This window comes from Microbacterium proteolyticum (assembly GCF_030818075.1).
GTDB lineage: Bacteria > Actinomycetota > Actinomycetes > Actinomycetales > Microbacteriaceae > Microbacterium > Microbacterium proteolyticum_A.
Genome location: NZ_JAUSZZ010000001.1, coordinates 1,830,761 through 1,846,493, shown reverse-complemented (window position 1 = coordinate 1,846,493; position 15,733 = coordinate 1,830,761). Strand labels below are relative to the sequence as shown.

18 protein-coding genes and 2 pseudogenes are annotated in these 15,733 nt (G+C 72.1%); 11 read left to right on the top strand and 9 right to left on the bottom strand.

Translation table 11 applies throughout. The features are described from left to right. Window positions 1-29 precede the first annotated feature (29 nt). The 6 genes and pseudogenes from QE392_RS08565 to QE392_RS08540 form a co-directional block, all read right to left on the bottom strand. Window positions 30-305, bottom strand: a pseudogene (locus QE392_RS08565) (ABC transporter permease subunit); the annotation flags it as partial. After that, window positions 305-943 (bottom strand): amino acid ABC transporter permease, encoded by a 639-nt coding sequence (locus QE392_RS08560; RefSeq protein WP_307450673.1) that lies wholly within the window; start codon window positions 941-943, stop codon window positions 305-307. The pseudogene QE392_RS08565 and the gene QE392_RS08560, both read right to left, overlap by 1 nt. Window position 944: 1 nt before the next feature. Then, window positions 945-1,727 (bottom strand): amino acid ABC transporter ATP-binding protein, encoded by a 783-nt coding sequence (locus tag QE392_RS08555; protein ID WP_307450671.1) that lies wholly within the window; start codon window positions 1,725-1,727, stop codon window positions 945-947. A gap of 54 nt (window positions 1,728-1,781) precedes the next feature. Next, window positions 1,782-2,669, bottom strand: a complete 888-nt coding sequence (locus tag QE392_RS08550; RefSeq protein WP_307450669.1) for a substrate-binding periplasmic protein — start codon at window positions 2,667-2,669, stop codon at window positions 1,782-1,784. A gap of 73 nt (window positions 2,670-2,742) precedes the next feature. After that, window positions 2,743-3,462, bottom strand: a complete 720-nt coding sequence (locus tag QE392_RS08545) for an SDR family NAD(P)-dependent oxidoreductase (RefSeq protein ID WP_307450667.1) — start codon at window positions 3,460-3,462, stop codon at window positions 2,743-2,745. Beyond that, complete coding sequence (locus QE392_RS08540) at window positions 3,459-4,175, bottom strand: SDR family NAD(P)-dependent oxidoreductase (RefSeq protein ID WP_307450665.1); 717 nt, start codon at window positions 4,173-4,175, stop codon at window positions 3,459-3,461. The genes QE392_RS08545 and QE392_RS08540 overlap by 4 nt, the downstream gene beginning before the upstream one ends. A 113-nt stretch (window positions 4,176-4,288) precedes the next feature. On the opposite strand from QE392_RS08540, the gene QE392_RS08535 reads away from it, so the two are divergent. Beyond that, window positions 4,289-5,230 (top strand): LysR family transcriptional regulator, encoded by a 942-nt coding sequence (locus QE392_RS08535; protein WP_307450663.1) that lies wholly within the window; start codon window positions 4,289-4,291, stop codon window positions 5,228-5,230. Window positions 5,231-5,235: 5 nt separating this feature from the next. Here QE392_RS08535 and QE392_RS08530 read toward each other — a convergent pair whose 3' ends face one another. Next, on the bottom strand, window positions 5,236-6,171 hold the full coding sequence (locus QE392_RS08530) for an AraC family transcriptional regulator (RefSeq protein ID WP_307450660.1): 936 nt from the start codon (window positions 6,169-6,171) through the stop codon (window positions 5,236-5,238). Window positions 6,172-6,573: 402 nt separating this feature from the next. Here QE392_RS08530 and QE392_RS08525 point away from each other — a divergent pair, with 402 nt between their 5' ends. After that, a complete protein-coding gene (locus QE392_RS08525) occupies window positions 6,574-6,921 on the top strand; it encodes a hypothetical protein (protein ID WP_307450658.1) in 348 nt (115 codons plus the stop codon). A gap of 121 nt (window positions 6,922-7,042) precedes the next feature. Here the strand turns inward: QE392_RS08525 and QE392_RS08520 are convergent, their stop codons facing one another. Continuing rightward, window positions 7,043-7,495 (bottom strand): MarR family transcriptional regulator, encoded by a 453-nt coding sequence (locus QE392_RS08520; RefSeq protein ID WP_307450655.1) that lies wholly within the window; start codon window positions 7,493-7,495, stop codon window positions 7,043-7,045. A 195-nt stretch (window positions 7,496-7,690) separates the two neighbouring features. Here QE392_RS08520 and QE392_RS08515 point away from each other — a divergent pair, with 195 nt between their 5' ends. The 6 genes from QE392_RS08515 to QE392_RS08490 all read left to right on the top strand — a co-directional run bounded on the left by QE392_RS08515 (window position 7,691) and on the right by QE392_RS08490 (window position 12,135). Then, window positions 7,691-8,521 (top strand): hypothetical protein, encoded by an 831-nt coding sequence (locus QE392_RS08515; protein ID WP_307450653.1) that lies wholly within the window; start codon window positions 7,691-7,693, stop codon window positions 8,519-8,521. Continuing rightward, window positions 8,499-8,912, top strand: a complete 414-nt coding sequence (locus QE392_RS08510) for a phage holin family protein (protein ID WP_307450650.1) — start codon at window positions 8,499-8,501, stop codon at window positions 8,910-8,912. Before QE392_RS08515 ends, QE392_RS08510 begins: the two co-directional genes overlap by 23 nt. Beyond that, window positions 8,909-9,472, top strand: a complete 564-nt coding sequence (locus QE392_RS08505) for a DUF3618 domain-containing protein (protein WP_307450648.1) — start codon at window positions 8,909-8,911, stop codon at window positions 9,470-9,472. Before QE392_RS08510 ends, QE392_RS08505 begins: the two co-directional genes overlap by 4 nt. A gap of 300 nt (window positions 9,473-9,772) precedes the next feature. Further along, window positions 9,773-10,969, top strand: a complete 1,197-nt coding sequence (locus QE392_RS08500; RefSeq protein WP_307450646.1) for a glycosyltransferase — start codon at window positions 9,773-9,775, stop codon at window positions 10,967-10,969. An 84-nt stretch (window positions 10,970-11,053) separates the two neighbouring features. Further along, entirely contained in the window at window positions 11,054-11,215 is a 162-nt protein-coding gene (locus QE392_RS08495; RefSeq protein ID WP_307450644.1) for a hypothetical protein, read from the top strand. Window positions 11,216-11,295: 80 nt separating this feature from the next. Next, window positions 11,296-12,135 carry an SDR family oxidoreductase gene (locus QE392_RS08490; protein ID WP_307450642.1) on the top strand — a complete coding sequence of 280 codons (840 nt, stop codon included), beginning with the start codon at window positions 11,296-11,298 and terminating at the stop codon, window positions 12,133-12,135. A gap of 75 nt (window positions 12,136-12,210) precedes the next feature. On the opposite strand, the gene QE392_RS08485 is transcribed toward QE392_RS08490, so the two are convergent. Continuing rightward, window positions 12,211-12,543 carry a hypothetical protein gene (locus QE392_RS08485; protein WP_307450640.1) on the bottom strand — a complete coding sequence of 111 codons (333 nt, stop codon included), beginning with the start codon at window positions 12,541-12,543 and terminating at the stop codon, window positions 12,211-12,213. Window positions 12,544-12,728: 185 nt separating this feature from the next. Here QE392_RS08485 and QE392_RS08480 point away from each other — a divergent pair, with 185 nt between their 5' ends. The 3 genes and pseudogenes from QE392_RS08480 to QE392_RS08465 all read left to right on the top strand — a co-directional run bounded on the left by QE392_RS08480 (window position 12,729) and on the right by QE392_RS08465 (window position 15,726). Beyond that, window positions 12,729-13,823, top strand: coding sequence for a type III polyketide synthase (locus QE392_RS08480; protein ID WP_307450638.1), 1,095 nt, complete (start codon window positions 12,729-12,731; stop codon window positions 13,821-13,823). 53 nt (window positions 13,824-13,876) lie between these two features. After that, window positions 13,877-14,609 (top strand): annotated as a pseudogene (locus tag QE392_RS08475) (methyltransferase domain-containing protein). Continuing rightward, window positions 14,602-15,726 (top strand): FAD-dependent oxidoreductase, encoded by a 1,125-nt coding sequence (locus QE392_RS08465; protein ID WP_307450634.1) that lies wholly within the window; start codon window positions 14,602-14,604, stop codon window positions 15,724-15,726. Before QE392_RS08475 ends, QE392_RS08465 begins: the two are co-directional and overlap by 8 nt. Window positions 15,727-15,733 lie beyond the last annotated feature (7 nt).

Below are 15,733 nucleotides of genomic sequence, written 5' to 3'. Positions count from 1 at the left end.
ATCATCTCGGACGAATAGGCGGCGACGGTGAAGGTCAGACCCGCCGCCGCGGCCCAGAAGTTGGTGAAGAGCACCCCCACCGCGGGCAGGCCGTAGTAGACGATGTACAGCACCACGAGAGACGGGATGCCGCGCCCGACCTCGACCACGACGAGCGCGGGCCAGCGCAGGCCCCGGTGGATCGAGGACACCCCGAGCGCGAAGACGAGTCCGAGGGCGTACCCGAAGACGACCGAGAGAGCGGTGAGCTGCAGGCTGACGCCGAGTCCGTCGAGCAGGCGCGGCAGGTACAGCGAGAGGTCCATCAGGCGCTCCTTCTCATGCGCGCATCGAGCCGGCGAGCGACGATGGCCAGCGGGATACTGATCGCCACGTACACGGCGGCGGCGACGAAGAACGGGGTGAGGCCGGCCGTCATGGGGTTCTGGCGCACGAACGTGTTGGCGGCGAAGACCATGTCGGTGACGCCGATCGTGGAGGCGATGGAGGAGTCCTTCAGTAGCGCGAGCAGGAACGTCGTGACCGAGGGCAGGGCCGTGCGGGCCGCCTGGGGCGCCAGCACCCGGACGAAGGTCGAGCGGCGTCCGAGACCCAGCGCGTGGGCCGCCTCGGTCTGGCCGGCGGGGAGCGTCGCGAAGCCTCCGCGGTAGATCTCGGCGAGGTAGGCCGCCGAGATGATCCCGAGACCGACGATCGCGGCCGCGAGGGCGTTGAACCGCAACGCACCGATCGAGACCCCGAAGAACAGCACGAACAGCCACACGATCGGCGGGATGCCGCGGATGAGGTCGACGACGAAGCGCACGGCCAGGCGCACGACGCGGTGGCGCGAGCGCAGGCCGAGCATCAACGGGATGCCCCCGACCAGACCGATCGCGAAAGCGGCGGCGGTCACGAGGAGGGTCATGGGCAGTCCGAGCAGGACCGCGACGACGGCCTCCACCTCAGCGCTCCAGGACGGCCGAGAGGAAGCGGCGCGTGCGCTCCTGGCTCGGCGCGGCCATGATCGCGCGAGGGTCGCCCTCCTCGATGATGTGGCCGTCGGCCATCACCACGAGGTGGTCGGACACGTCCCGCGCGAACTGCATCTCGTGGGTGACGACGATCATCGTCATGCCGCTGTCGGCGAGCTCGCGCATCACCGCGAGGACCTCGACGCCCACCTCGGGGTCGAGTGCGCTCGTGGGCTCGTCGAACAGCATCGCGCGGGGGTTCAGGGCGAGCGCCCGCACGATGGCGATGCGCTGCTGCTGCCCGCCGGAACAGCGGCCGGGGTGCTGCTGCGCCTTGTCGCGCAGGCCGACCCGCTCCAGCAGGGTGAGGGCCCGCTCCTCGGCCTCGGCACGCGAGCGGCCCAGGATCTTCTCCTGCGGGTAGGCGACGTTGCGCAGCACCGTCATGTGCGGGAAGAGGTTGAAGGACTGGAACACCATGCCGACCTGACGTCGCAGCGCGAGCAGCGCACGGTCGGTGACCTTGGCGCCGGCCTCGATGGTCGTGGACCCGACCGTGATCGTGCCACGGTCAGGCTGCTCGAGCAGGTTCACGCACCGCAGGAGCGTGCTCTTGCCGGACCCCGACGGGCCGATGAGCGCCGTGACGCTCCCGGGCGCGACGGTCATGGAGATGTCGTCGAGGACGAGGTTGCTGCCGAAGCTCTTCGACAGGTGCGAGATCGTGACGCCCGCGGTGGCGAGCTCGTTGACCTCGGTGATCAGCTGGGGCATGCGGTACCTCTCTGGGGGAACGGGGCGCCCGCGCGCGGTGGGCGCCCCGGCGGGTCATCGAATGGAGGTCGCCGCGGCGTCGGCGGGCACCAGCAGGTCGGCCGGCAGGTCGTAGGCGGCCAGCAGGTCGGCGAGCGTGCCGTCGGTGCGGTACTCGTCGATGAGCGCGCTGAAGGCGTCGGACAGCGCGGAGTTGTCCTTCGAGACGGGGAAGGCGATCAGCGGCTTCGACTGGGTGATCGACACACGGGGGTCGGCCTGGATGGGCTCGACCTTGTAGTCGGTGTCGGCGTACGCGGCCACGGCGACCGCGTAGCCGTCGAGGGCGGCCTGGATGCGACCGGCGACGAGGTCCTGCTTCATCTCCACGGTGCCGGGGTACTGCTGCAGCGTGCTGCCGAGCAGGGGTGCGAGCTCTTCGTTCCACGAGAAGCCCGTGCCGGTGCCGACGGTGCCGACCGTCTCGAGCTCGTCGACGGTGTCGATGCCGGCCTTGGAGACGACGCCCATGGTGTCGTACATCGTCGGGGTGGTGAACCCGACCTGCTCGGCACGCGTGGGCGTGACGTACCATCCGCCGGTGATGATGTCGGTCTTCTTCTGCTCGGTGATCATCGGGATGCCGTTGGCGTAGGTGATCGGCACGTAGCTGACGGCGAGGCACTCGGCATCGGCGAGCTTCTCGATGATGTCGATCTCGATGCCGGAGGCCCCACCGGAGCCATCGGTCTGGGTGTACGGCGGGTTCTCAGGAACGCCGACGGTGAGGGTTCCGGCCGTGAAGGTCGTGAGCCCTTCGTCCGCCGGCGTGCAGTCAGCCGCGACCGTGGAGGCAGGAGCGGCAGACGCGCAGCCGGTGAAAGCGACACCAGCCACGGCCAGCAGGGCGAGGGCGGGGAGGGGGCGACGGAGCATGGAGCGGCGGGGCAGGGGGCGAGTCATCGTGCTGTTCCTTCGGGTCGGGTGGAGCGGTTCGGGTGAAGCAGTCGGGTGCGAGGTGCGGGTGGTGCGGTTCTCACGCGGCGGTCAGACCGCCGTCGATGGTGAGGGCGGAGCCGGTCATGAAAGCGGCGTCGTCGCTGATGAGATAAGCCACGAGGGGAGAGATCTCATCGACCCGGGCGCGCCGGCCGAGCGGAGCGGCCGAGCTCGACCCTCCCGCGGGTTCGTCGTCGTTCATCGCGGTGGCGACGCCGCCGGGACAGATGGCATTGACCCGGACCCGAGGCGCCAATTCGACGGCGGCGGCGCGGGTCAGGCCGAGCAGCGCAGCCTTCGACGCGGAGTACGCCGCGTAGCCGGTCGCGCCGACCAGCGCAGCCGTTGACGAGACGTTGACGATCGAGCCTCCGTCGGCCATGAGCGGAGCAAGAGCCCGGATGCCGAGGAAAGCGCTGCGGGCGTTCACCGCGAACTGCTGCTCCCACTCGTCGACAGACGTCTCGGCGATGACGTGATGGCGCAGGATGCCCGCGTTGTTCACGAGGCCGCGCAGTGACGCCCCACTGGTGCGGATGTCTGCGGCGAGCGCGGACCAGTCGGCCTCGGACGTCACGTCGAGGTGCCGGTACGTCGCGTCGGCTCCCACGGCGCGCAGGCCTCTCGCGGTCGCTTCACCCTCTTCGTCGCGGACGTCCGCGACGAGGACGGCGTACCCCCGGCCCACGAGCAGTTCGGCGTGGGCAGCCCCCTGTCCCCGGGCGGCGCCGGTGAGCACGACGAGCGGGGCCGTCATCGCAGGACATCCCCGCCGGAGAGCACAATGGTCTCCCCCGTCAGGAAGGCGCCGTAGTCCGGCTGTGAGACGAGCCACACCCACGCGGCGATCTCCTCGGGCTGAGCCACCCGTCCGAGAGGAATGGATGCCGCAGCGGCATCCATTCGTCCCGTCGCGGCGTTCCCCGGGGTCGCGACCCACCCGGGGGCGATGCCGTTGACGCGGATGCCGTCACCCGCAAGCTCCAGGGCGAGCGACTTGGTGAGCATGACCACCGCCGCCTTCGAGGCGCCATACAGCAGCTGTCCGCGCGAGACCTCGAACGCGTCCACCGAGGCGAAGTTGACGATCGAGGCCCCGCGGACCAGCCGCGGACGGGCCGCGGCGATGACGTTCAGGATGCCGAGCACGTTGATGTCGAAGATGCGGTGGAAAGTCTCCTCGTCGTACGTCTCGAGCGTCGTCGGCGGGTAGACGCCCGCGATATTGGCGACCACATCGATGGAGTCCTCGAGTTCGAGGGCGCCGTCGATGGCCTGCTCGAGCGCGGGACGGGACCGCACGTCGGCGACGACCGAGACGTACGACGCGTCGAACCCGCGCGGCGCCGAGGTCGACGTCACATCGATTCCCAGAACCCGGTACCCCCGCTCGAGAAAAAGGGCCACGGCGCTCGCGCCCATCCCGCTCGCGGCGCCGGTGATGAGGGCGACACCCGCCGTTCCGTGCATTCCCTATCTCCGTTCGTATCGGTTACGACCTGGAACCAGTGCACCAACGACGCGGCGTTAGAGCCAGACTTGTTTCGCTATGGTGAGCACAGGAAAAACCTTGGAGTACACGCATGCCCCTCCCCACCGTTCGACAGCTGGAGTACTTCGTCACCGCCGCCCGCGTCGGCACGTTCGCCGCGGCTTCGGCAGAGCACCGCATTGCACAACCCAGCCTCTCGGAGCAGATCGCGGTGCTGGAACAGAACCTCGGTCTGCGCCTATTCAGCCGCACGGGGCGGAGACTGACCCTCACCGAGGCGGGCCGACAGCTGCTGCCGCTGGCCGAACGCGCGGTGAACGACGTGGTCGAACTGGCCGACTTCGGTCGGCGCGTCAAGAGCATCGAAGAGGGCACCGTATCGTTCGGCACCTTCAACAGCGCACACCTGTATCTGCTGACCGACCTCATCCGCGAGTTCCATGAGCAGCACCCGGGAGTGCGCATCCGTGTGACCGGGCTGAACTCGGCGGAGGTCGCCGACGCCGTGCGAGGGGGCGAGCTCGAGGCGGGCTTGGTCCAGCTGCCGGTGGACGACCGCGACCTCGTCGTCTCGCAGAGCGTCTTCGTCGACCAGGTCGTCTATGTGTCCCGGAACCCCTCTCACACCGCAGAGCCGGTCGCGATCGAGACCCTCGCGTCCCGCCCCCTCATCCTTTCCGAGGCGCGCTGGTCACAGGATGACCCTTTGCGAGTGTCGATCCTCCAACGCGCCCAGGCCGCCGGGCGGGCGTTGACCCCCATCATCGAGGTCGAGTTCCAGACACATGCGCTCGAGCTCGCCGCGCAGGGGGTGGGCGACTCTCTCGTGTCGTACCACGTCGGGCGATCGGTGATCGCCGAGCGAGGACTGCAGTGGACGACGCTGACGCCGGCATTCAACGAGCACTACGCCTTCATCACCCGGCGCGGTGGAGCCGTCTCCCCCGCCACGACCGAGTTCATGAAGCTCGCACACCGCGTGCTGGCCCGACTGACAGCGAACAGTCCGGTCCTGCCCTCGCCGATGTCGTGAGCGGCTCAGGAGCGGAGCGTCGTGGACGGGGTCTCGCCGAACTCGGCGCGGTACATCGCGGCGAAGCGACCGAGGTTGGAGAAGCCCCATCGGGCCGCGACGGCGGCGACGGTCTCGACCGACGGGTCGGCGCTGCGCAGCTCCGCGCGCGCGGCGTCGAGTCGCACCCGGCGGAGGTACTGCATGGGGGTGCGCCCGGTCGCCGCGCGGAAGGCGTACTGCAGGCCGCGAGGCGACAGGCGCGCCGCCTGGGCGATGTCGGCGAGCACGACCGGCTCCGCCGCGTGCGCCTCGACGAAGGCCTTGGCGCGACGCACCGGTGCCGGAAGCGGCCGCGACGGGCGACCCGCGGCGAGCGCGTCGGTGAACGTGGTCGGGAAGGTGAGGAGGGATGCCTCGAGGATCAAGGCGCGCGCCTGCTGTTCGATGATCGGGGTGCGCTCGGGCGAGCGCAGCAGCACGTCGCGGGCGAACTCCCACGTGCGCGTCCAGTACCGCAATCGCTGCTCGCTCACGGGGGCGTAGCCGGTGGGGCGCACGCGGAGGGTGTCGTCACCCGACAGTCGGCGCGCAGCATCGTCGAACTCCGATCGCGCGAACGACACCGCGGTGCCGGCGATGCGGCCCGTGAACGCGACCTCGAGAGGGCGGTCTACGACCATGAACGGCACCGCCGTGTCGATACGCTCCCGCCGGTAGGTCCCCGCCACCCGGGGACCTGCGATGCGGCCGACCACGACCTGGTCTCGCGGGTCGTTCTCGACGAGCATCGTGGAGCCCACCGTGTAGTCGCAGAAACCGAATCCGGGATCGGACACCGCGTGCCAGGCGAGCGCCGGCTGGATGGCTTCGGCGCGCGAGATGCGCGCCCCCGGGACGATGGTCTGCCAGAGATGCTCGACGGTCTCCGCGTCGCGCGTTTCGATGTTGGTGTGCTCCACGGGTGTTTCCTAAATCGTCCGAGAATGTGCGGCAAGTCCATTGCGCCGCCCCGGTGGAGAAGGTATGGGAACGCTCTCACGCCGTCGTCGCAACGGGCCCCGGATCGAGCCCACGCCCCCGCACCCGCATTCCACCGTAACCTGTGCGTCGACTTTGGTGCGTATTTCGCATAAGAGGGACGCGACACGCGAGGAACCGTCCGCGACGCGCAATTCCCGTGCCCCTGACCGCGCTCTGGCCTGCGTCCGCCGGGCGCACCTGCCGGGCGGGCTCCGCGGCGAGATCTGCCGGGGAGGCCGAGCGTGGGATATCAAAGCGAAGCGCGTGACGCCGGTCGAGGCGCAGCTGTCCCGTCATAATGAGGAGCGCCGCGACGCGGCACTCGCCTCGAAGGGATTCCCATGCCGTTTCGCACAATGACGACGCTGCAGACATGGGTCGATGATTTCCGCGCCCTCGGTTTCGACGATGCGGCGATTCTCCGCGTGATCCCCCAGGACAGCGAAGACGGGGAGGACGCCGGTCTGATCGCCGCGCGTCTACGGAGCGTGTCGACGACGTTCTACGTCGCACCCGGTGCGGAGGAGGGATCGACGCAGTGGGCCGTCACCTTCGAGCCGCGTGAAGACGCCGCTCCCCTGCCGGCCGGCCGCGTGATGGCCCTGGCCGGCGAACTCTCCACCCTTGCAGCGCTCTGCTCTTTCCTGCAGGCGCGCTCCGAAGCTTTCCTCGCCGCGGCTCGCGACTGACCCTCGGCGACCGCAGGACCCGGCTGACCCCTCGGCCACCGGAAGACCGGGCTGACCCTCGGTGACCGCAGGACCCGGCCGACCCCTCGGCGGCCTGAGGACCGGGCGGCCGAAGACGTCGTCAGCGCCCCACGGCCTCGACGATCAGAGCCAGGAGGGCGGCCATCCGTCTCGCGTCGGCGGTATCGACGTCGGCGATCGCCTCCTCGATGCGCGCGTCGAAGGCGCGCAGCGCGCACCAGGGCGGGGTGTCGAGGTCGACCGTCGCCGTGATGTGGTTGACGCGACGGTCGTCGTCGTCGAGGTCTCGCCGGACCGCGCCGCGCTGGACGAGACGGTCGATCAAGGTCGTCACGCCGGCCGAGGTGATGCCCAGGTGGTCGCGCACGTGCGAGGGGCGTGCCCCCGGATTCTCGGCGACGAAGAGCAGAGCGCGTGCGTCCAGCTCGTTGAGGGCCAGCTCGCGGCGCGCCTCGGCCGCGGCGATGCGGCGCGCCTCCCCGTAGGCGAGGAGGGCACGCCCGAGCGTCGACCCGATGACGGGTGACGCGGAAGTCCCGGATGAGGTGTGCACGACGCCCGATCGTACCCAGTTCCGCTTGGAGCACGCGCCGCTTGCGCTCCGGCGCGTCGGCATGGCGCTGGCCGGATGGCGCTGACGGACGGCCGTCTCGCGCGTTGCACGCGACCGGAGGCGACGCAAGGCCCGCGGCAGACCACTGCTCGCGCCCCTAAACCGGAGCCCGTCAGACAGACGGAAGGAGCGACCATGTCGCAGATCAACATGTCGAACGACGAGGACACCGGCGGGGCCGCGAAGGCGAAGACCGCTGCGCACGAGGCATCGGAGGTGACCCGCACCGCGGGCGACGCCGCTCGCGGCGTCGCCGAGACCGGCAAGCACGAGGCGGCCGCCGTCGCGGGCGAGGCCAAGGCGAGGTTCGGCGAGATCGTCTCCCAGTCGGGCAGGGAGCTGTCGGACCAGGCGGCGACCCAGCAGCGTCGGCTGGCCGACGGGCTGGGCTCGATCGGCAGCGACCTGTCACGCATGGCAGACGCCGACGAGAACGGCGGAATGGCGGGTGACCTGGTCCGTCGGGCCGCAGGACACCTCTCCACGGTGGGCGGATGGCTGGGCGACCGCGACCCGCAGCAGCTGCTGCAGGAGGTGACGTCGTTCGCGCGGCGCCGCCCCGGCACCTTCATCGCCGTCGCCGCCATCGCGGGCGTGGTGGTGGGGCGCCTCAGCCGCGCCATCGCCGCCGGCGCGGCATCCGGGTCGTCGTCGGGTGAGTCGGGCTCTCTGGGTGGTCCCCGCTTCGCACAGGCCGACGCGGCAGCACGATCGGTCGGGAACCCGCCTCCGCTGCCCGGCGCAGCGGCGCCCGTTGCCGGCGGCGTCGCGACGAGCACCCCGCCGTTCGAGGCCACGGCCCCCGACGGTGTCGTCGGCGACACCGCGTTCGTCGGATCGGGCCGGGACGACACCGGACTGATCGCCGACGTCGACGGGGGCGACCCGCCGCTGTACAGCGAGTCGGCGGCCCGGCTCGAGGGCACCCGTGAGGAGGGATCGCATGACCGATCCGACACCGTCTGAACGACGCGCCGCGACCACGTCGCTCGGCGAGCTCGTCGGCGAGGTCACCCGCGACATGTCGACGCTCATGCGGCAGGAACTCGCGCTCGCCAAAGCCGAGGTCCGTGAGTCGGCGACGCAGTCGGCGAAGGGCGCAGGCCTGCTGGGCGGTGCCGGGTACGCCGCCGGGATGGCCGTGCTCTTCCTGTCGATCGCCCTGTGGGCCGCTCTCGCGACTCTCGTGGGCGAGGGCTGGTCGGCCGTGATCGTCGCCGTGATCTGGGCCGTGATCGGCGCCATCCTGTTCACGGTCGGTCGCACCCAGCTGAAGAAGGTGCAGGGCGTGCCGCAGACGGCGGCGACCCTGCAGGAGATCCCGGAAACATTCACCAGGAACGAGGAGAACCGATGACCGATTCACCGGAGGCCATCCGCGCCGACATCGAGCGCACGCGCGCCGAGCTGGGGTCCGATGTGGACGCCCTCGCCGACAAGGTGACGCCCGCGAAGATCGTCGAGCGCCAGAAGAACAAGGTGCAGGCCGCTGTGGGCCGGGTGCGGGATCACGTGATGGGCGTCGCCGACGACACCGGGTCGGCGGCATCCGATCTCGTCCACCATGCCGGCGACGCAGCCCACCACGCGACCGACAAGGCGAAGGGCAATCCTCTCGCCGTCGGACTCGTCGCGTTCGGCGCCGGTCTCGTGCTCGCGTCGCTCATCCCGGCCAGCAGCGCCGAGCGCGACGCGGCCGCGAAGGCGAAGGACAAGGCGCAGCCGCTGGTGGACCAGGCGAAAGACGTCGCCCGGGAGATCGCCGACGACCTGAAGGAGCCGGTGCAGGATGCCGCGGCCGCTGTGAAGGACCGCGCCACCGAAGCCGTCGCACACGTCAAAGACGAGTCTGCGGACGCCGCCTCGACCGTGCGCGACCGCGCGCAGGATGCCGGGGGCACCGTCCGCGACGCGTGAGGGGCGCCGCGGGACGCCGGTACGTGTTGTGCCGGCGTCCCGCGGTCGCGCCGGCCGTGGCCGCGTCGCCGCGTCGTCGGTGACGCGGAGGCGCCCACGCGCCGCACCTGACCCACCAGCCGCCCCCGACGCGTCGGCCCCCTTTCCCCGGGGGTCGGCGCGTCGGTTTTCGCGGTGCACGGGGGCGTGACCGGGCGTTCACTGGATGGTCGTCCGGGCGTAACCCACGACTCGGGGCCGAGACCGCAGCATGGGACGACCGCGACCGCGGTGCTGGATCCCCACCCCGGAGGCGCCCCGATGACTCGACCCGTCCGTGTGCTGTCGTTGTACGAGGGCTTCTTCGCCGGAGGCGCCCGCATCCTGCACTCCGACGTGGTGGCGGGCCTGGCCCGCGACGGGCGGCAACAGCACCGCGTGCTCTCCCTGACGTCGGCGGCCCGACGCGACGCCTCCCTGCAACTCGCGCGTGACGACACCCGCTTCCGCCGGCTGCGCGCCGCGGGGGTGTCCATCGACACCTTCGATCGCATCGCCGGGGACCGTCCCCTCGCTCCCGAGGAGTTCACGCGTGAGGAACTGCACCGCGCCGCGGCGCTCATCGCCGAGGCGGACGTCGTCCTGTCGCTCAAGGAGCAGCCCCTGAGCCTCGTCGTCGCCCTGCAGCGCGCGGGGCTTCTCCCCGACCGCCCCGTGGCCGCGTGCCTCCACCGCTCCGACCCGACCCATTCGGGTCCCGCCCTCGGCTGGCTGGGCGATGCGGCCGCGTCGGGCGCCGTGACGGCCACGATCGCGTGCGCGGAGTCCACCGCCGCCGCGTACGCCCGCGCGGGCGTCGCCGCCGAGAACTCCTGGGTCATCGGCAACGGCATCGACACGCGCCGCTTCCGCCCGGGCACGCGCGCCGAGCGTCGACGCATCCGCGCCGACCTCGGCATCACGGAAGCCGCGCCCGTCATCATGCTCGCCGCGCGCTTCGACGCGATGAAGGACCCGGGGCTGTTCCTGCGGGCCGTCGCCCGCCACGCGCGCCGCACACCGGCGGCGCACTACGTCGTCTGCGGGGCGGGCATGACCACCGACAATCCCGCCTTCCTCGCCCTGCGGGCGGAGAGCGGCGTGGATGCCGGAGCGAATCTGCATCCGCTGGGGCTCCGCGAAGACATGCCCGAGCTCTACCGCGCCGCCGACGTCGTCGCCCTCACCAGCGCCTTCGGTGAGGCGTCGCCGTTGTGCCTGGCCGAGGGGGCGGCATCCGGAGCCGTGCCCGTGACCACCGACGTGGGCGACGCCGCGCGCGTGGTGCACGGCTTCGGGCTGATCACCCCCCGCGACGAGGATGCCGTCGCCGCGGCGTGGGACGACGCGCTGGCGTGCCGCACGGCTCTGCGCGCGGCGGCCCTCGACGCCCGCCCGCGCCTCGACCGCCGCCGCATGATCGACGACTACCGCGGCGCCATCGCCGGGCTGCTCCTGCCCGAGGCCCTCGCGGCCTGACCCGGGGCGCCCTTGCGGACATCTTGCGCCGACGTCGCGGACGAACGGTGCGGACCTCAGGGTCGGGGGCGGATCGTGGATGCCATGACATCCGGCATCCGCCTTCCCGACGCGATCACCCTCGTGCACGGCGAGCATCTCGCCCTGCCCGACGCCCTCGACCTCGACCTCTGGAGCGGTGCACCCTCGCCGTTCGAGTTCGACATCGATCCCGTGCCGCACGGGACGGGCGCGCGCGTGCTCTGACGCGCCGCAGGGCTGTCAACCCTCGTGCGCGCACCTCGCCGGGCGGGTGGAGTGGGGGACCCGACCCCGAGGAGGCAGAGATGTCACAGCCCGCCCAGCAGCAAGAGGTGCCCGGTTCCGATCACGAGATGGACCCGCGGCCCGATTACGGCGTGGACAGCTACCGCGGCTCCGGCCGTCTCGACGGCAAGGTCGCGCTGATCACCGGCGGCGACAGCGGCATCGGCAAGGCCGTCGCCCTGGCATACGCCCGCGAGGGCGCGGATGTCGCGATCGCCTATCTGAACGAACACGAGGATGCCGAGGAGGCCCGCCGGTTCGTCGAGGACGCCGGCCGCCGCGCGATCCTGCTGCCCGGCGACGTGTCCGACCCCGCGCACTGCCGCGACCTCGTCGCGCAGACGGTGCAGCACCTCGGAAAGCTCGACGTGCTCGTCGTGAACGCCGCTTTCCAGATGAGCCACGACACCCTCGAAGAGATCGAGGACAGCGAGTGGGACTACACGTGGGCGACGAACGTCAGCGCGTACTTCCACCTCGTCAAGGCCGCCCTGCCGCACCTGAAGGAAGGCGCGTCGATCATCGCGTCGAGCTCCGTGAACTCCGACATGCCCTCGCCGCAGCTGCTGCCGTACGCAGCGACCAAGGCGGCGATCGCCAACATGACCGCCTCCCTCGCGCAGTTGCTCGCGGAGCGCGGCATCCGGGCCAACAGCGTCGCGCCGGGTCCGGTGTGGACGCCACTCATCCCCGCGACGATGCCGCCTGAGAAGGTGGAGAGCTTCGGCCAGCAGGTGCCGATGGGACGCCCCGGCCAGCCCGCCGAACTCGCGCCGGTGTACGTGCTGCTCGCCTCCGACGAGGCCAGCTACGTCTCCGGCGCCCGCGTCGCCGTCACGGGCGGCAGGCCCATCCTCTGACCGGCCCCACCGCGACGAACGCGACGAGCGCCGCCCGCATCCCCCGGGCGGCGCTCGTCGCGTCGGTGCGGACGCTCAGCCCGCCGGCCGCCAGGCCGCGATCGCGATGACCACGATCACCAGGAGCGCCACGGCGGCCTGAACGCAGAAGAGCACGGCGAAGATGTAGCCCTGGTACGCACTGCGGCGCCCGCCGAGGCCGTTGACGAGGAGCGCCGCGAAGATCGCGACCTGGAAGGCGATGCCGATCCACGCCCACGCGGCAACGATGGGGATCGAGAAGGCGAACAGCACGATCGCGATGAGGGCGAGGAGACCGGACGCGAGCAGCCAGACGCGGCGGTCGGGACTCTGCACGGCGTTCTGGTTCCTCACCCGCGTGGGGTCGGTACGGCGGGGACCGGTCATGGCGGCATCCTTTCGAGAGGAAGCGCCACCGTAGGCCCGCCGAGACCTTCCCCTTCACCCGGTTGACAACCCGTGACCGGACGCGAGACGACCCGCACGCTCTCGGGTCGCACGGCACCATAGACGCCGTGCCCACGGCGCGCCATCCCCGCGCCGGGTGCCGGAGGGCATGCCTACAGTGAGACATGACCGCGCGCATCCTCTCGATCGGCACGGCGCTGCCCGACACGCGCGTGGAGCAGGCCACCCTGCGCGACCTGTTCGCCGCGCAGCCCGGCTTCGACCGGAAGAGCCAACGTCTGGTGGGCGCGGCCTTCGACGCCGCCGCGATCGACACCCGGCACGTGGTGCTGCCGCAGCTGGCCGGGCGAGCCGGCGACGGCCTCGGCGTGCGCGACGGCGACACCCTGCTCATGCCCCCCACCGGCGCCCGCAACGACGAGTACCGCCGTACCGCGCCCGCCCTGTTCGCGGAGGCCTCGCGCGCGGCGATCGCCGGGTCGGGATACGGGCGGGATGCCGTGACCCACGTCGTCACGGTGTCGTGCACCGGCATGTTCGCCCCGGGCCCCGACTACCACCTCGTGCGCGACCTCGGCCTCTCGCCGAGCGTCGAGCGCTACCACCTCGGCTTCATCGGCTGCGCGGCCGCCATCCCGGCGCTGCGCCTCGCGGCACGCATCGTCACCGCCGATCCCACCGCCGTCGTGCTGGTCGCCTGCGCGGAGCTGTGCTCCCTGCACTGGCAGACCTCGTCGCACCCCGACCAGATCGTCGCCGCCTCGGTGTTCGCCGACGGCGCCGGCGCCGCGGTCGTGGCATCCGGAGACTCCTCGCACGACGGCCTCGACCTGGACGGGTTCGCCACCCACGTCACCGACGAGGGCGAGAAGGACATGGCCTGGACCGTGGGCGATTCGGGGTTCGAGATGACGCTGACCCCCGAGGTGCCGCGCATCATCGGGCGGGAGATCTCGGCCATCGCCGCCGATGTGGTGGGAGATCTCGACCGGGTCGACGCGTGGGCGGTGCACCCGGGCGGGCGCAGCATCCTCGACCGAGTGGAGAACGCCCTGGGCCTGGATGCCGCAGCCCTCGCGCCCTCGCGCGACGTGCTGCGCCGCCACGGCAACATGTCGAGCGCGACGCTGCTGTTCATCCTGCGCGACCTGCTCGCCGACGGCGCCCGCATCGAGGGCGATCAGGTGGCTGCGCTGGCGTTCGGACCGGGGCTCACGGTGGAGGCGGCGAAGATCACCGTCCGCCGCGCGACGGCGTGAGCACTCGCGCCGGCCACGGGCTCGCGCGGCGCGACACGGCTCTGACCGAGCTCATGGACGACCCCGACTGCGACCCGCGTGCCCTGGCAGCCACCTACCGCCGGTTCGACACGGTGAACCGGCTCGTGTCGGCGTGGGGGCGCGTCTACCGCACGCGCGTGCGGCCGGAGCTGCGCGCTCTCGCCCGCCCCGCCCGAGTGCTCGACCTCGGCTGCGGCGGGGGCGACGTGGTGGTCCGTCTCGCCGGCCTCGCCGCGCGCGACGGCCTCGATGTGGAATGGGTGGGCGCCGACCCCGACCCCCGCGCGCTCGAGGCCGCCCGCGAACGCAGCCGGCCGGGGGGGCGCTTCGTCGCGGCGGGTTCGCGCGAGCTCCTCGCGGCGGGCGAGAAGTTCGACCTCGTCGTGAGCAACCACGTGCTCCACCACCTCGACGCGGCAGAGCTGCGCGCGTTCGCCGACGACTCGCTCGCGCTCTCGCGCGGCGCGGTGCTGCACGCCGACATCGCGCGCGGACGCCTGGCCTACGGCCTGTACGCGGTGGGCATCACTCCCCTGGCGGCCGGGACGTTCCTGCGGGTGGACGGGCTGCGCTCGATCCGCCGCAGCTACCGCGAACCCGAGCTCGCCGCCGCCCTCGGCAACCCCCTGGCAGGTGCAGACCCCGGCGCCGTTCCGCCTGCTCGCGGTCGCGCGCGGCCGGGCGGATGCGGAGGCCGAGGAGGCCGAGGATGCCGCGGTGTCCGGCGGGGCGCGCGGCGACGCCCAAGGGCGGGCCGATGCCTGAGGTGCTCGTCGTCGGTGCCGGTCCGGTGGGCCTGGCGCTGTCCGCCGACCTGCGCGCCCGGGGCATCGATGTCGAGGTCGTCGACCGGCGGGTCGACAGCGATGGGGGCGGAACGCGGGCCATCGGCATCCACTCCCCCGCCCTCGCCCTGCTCGAGAGCTGCGGCGCGACCGACGGCATCCGGGCCGAGGCGGTGCGGATCGAGCGGGGCGAGGCGCGCGCCGACGGGCGGCTGCTGGCCGCGATCCGCTTCGACCGGCTGCGCGCCCGGCATCCCTACGTCGCCGCGCTCCCCCAGAGCGACACGATGCGGGTGCTCACCGCCTTTGCACCACCCGTCCGGCGCGGCGTCGTCGTCACGTCGCTGCATCCCGAGCGCGACGCCGTGCGGGTCGCGTCCTCGGGACCCGACGGGCCCGCCGAGACGCGCGCCGGCGTGGTCGTCGTGGCGTCCGGATGGGCGGGGCGCGAGCTCGTCTACCGTCCCGGCGCCGTGCGGACGCACCACTACCCCGACCGTTACGTCATGGCCGACGTCGAGGCATCCGGGGGTCCGGTGGCGCGCGTGCACCTCGAGCGCGGCGGCGTCGTGGAGTCGTTCCCGCTTCCCGGGGGCCGTCGGCGGCTCGTGGCGTGGGCAGGATCGGACGAGGTCACGGATGCCGACTCCTTCCTCCGCGATGCCGTCGCCGCCCGCGCCGGGGTCGCCGTCGACATCGCGGGCGCCTCGACGTTCGGCGTGCGACGGGCGGTCGCTCCGGCGCTCCGACGCGGGCGCATCGTCGTCGTGGGCGACGCCGGCCACGAGGTGAGCCCGATCGGCGGTCAGGGCATGAACCTGGGGCTGCTCGACGCCCTCACGCTCGCGCCGCTCCTCGCGCCCTGGGTGCGCCGGGGCGACGACACCCCGCTCGCGCAGTGGGAGCGCGACCGGCTCGCCTCGGCCCGGCACGCCGCGCGGCTGGCGTCCCTCAACACGGTGCTGGGGCGCGCCGCGGGCCCGCTCGCCCATGCCATGCGCACCGCTGCGCTGCGGACGATGCTGCGCGGTCCCGGCGCGGGCGTCTTCACGCGGGCGTACGCCATGCGCCTCGACCGGGCGGCCCCGGGCACCTGAGCGGACG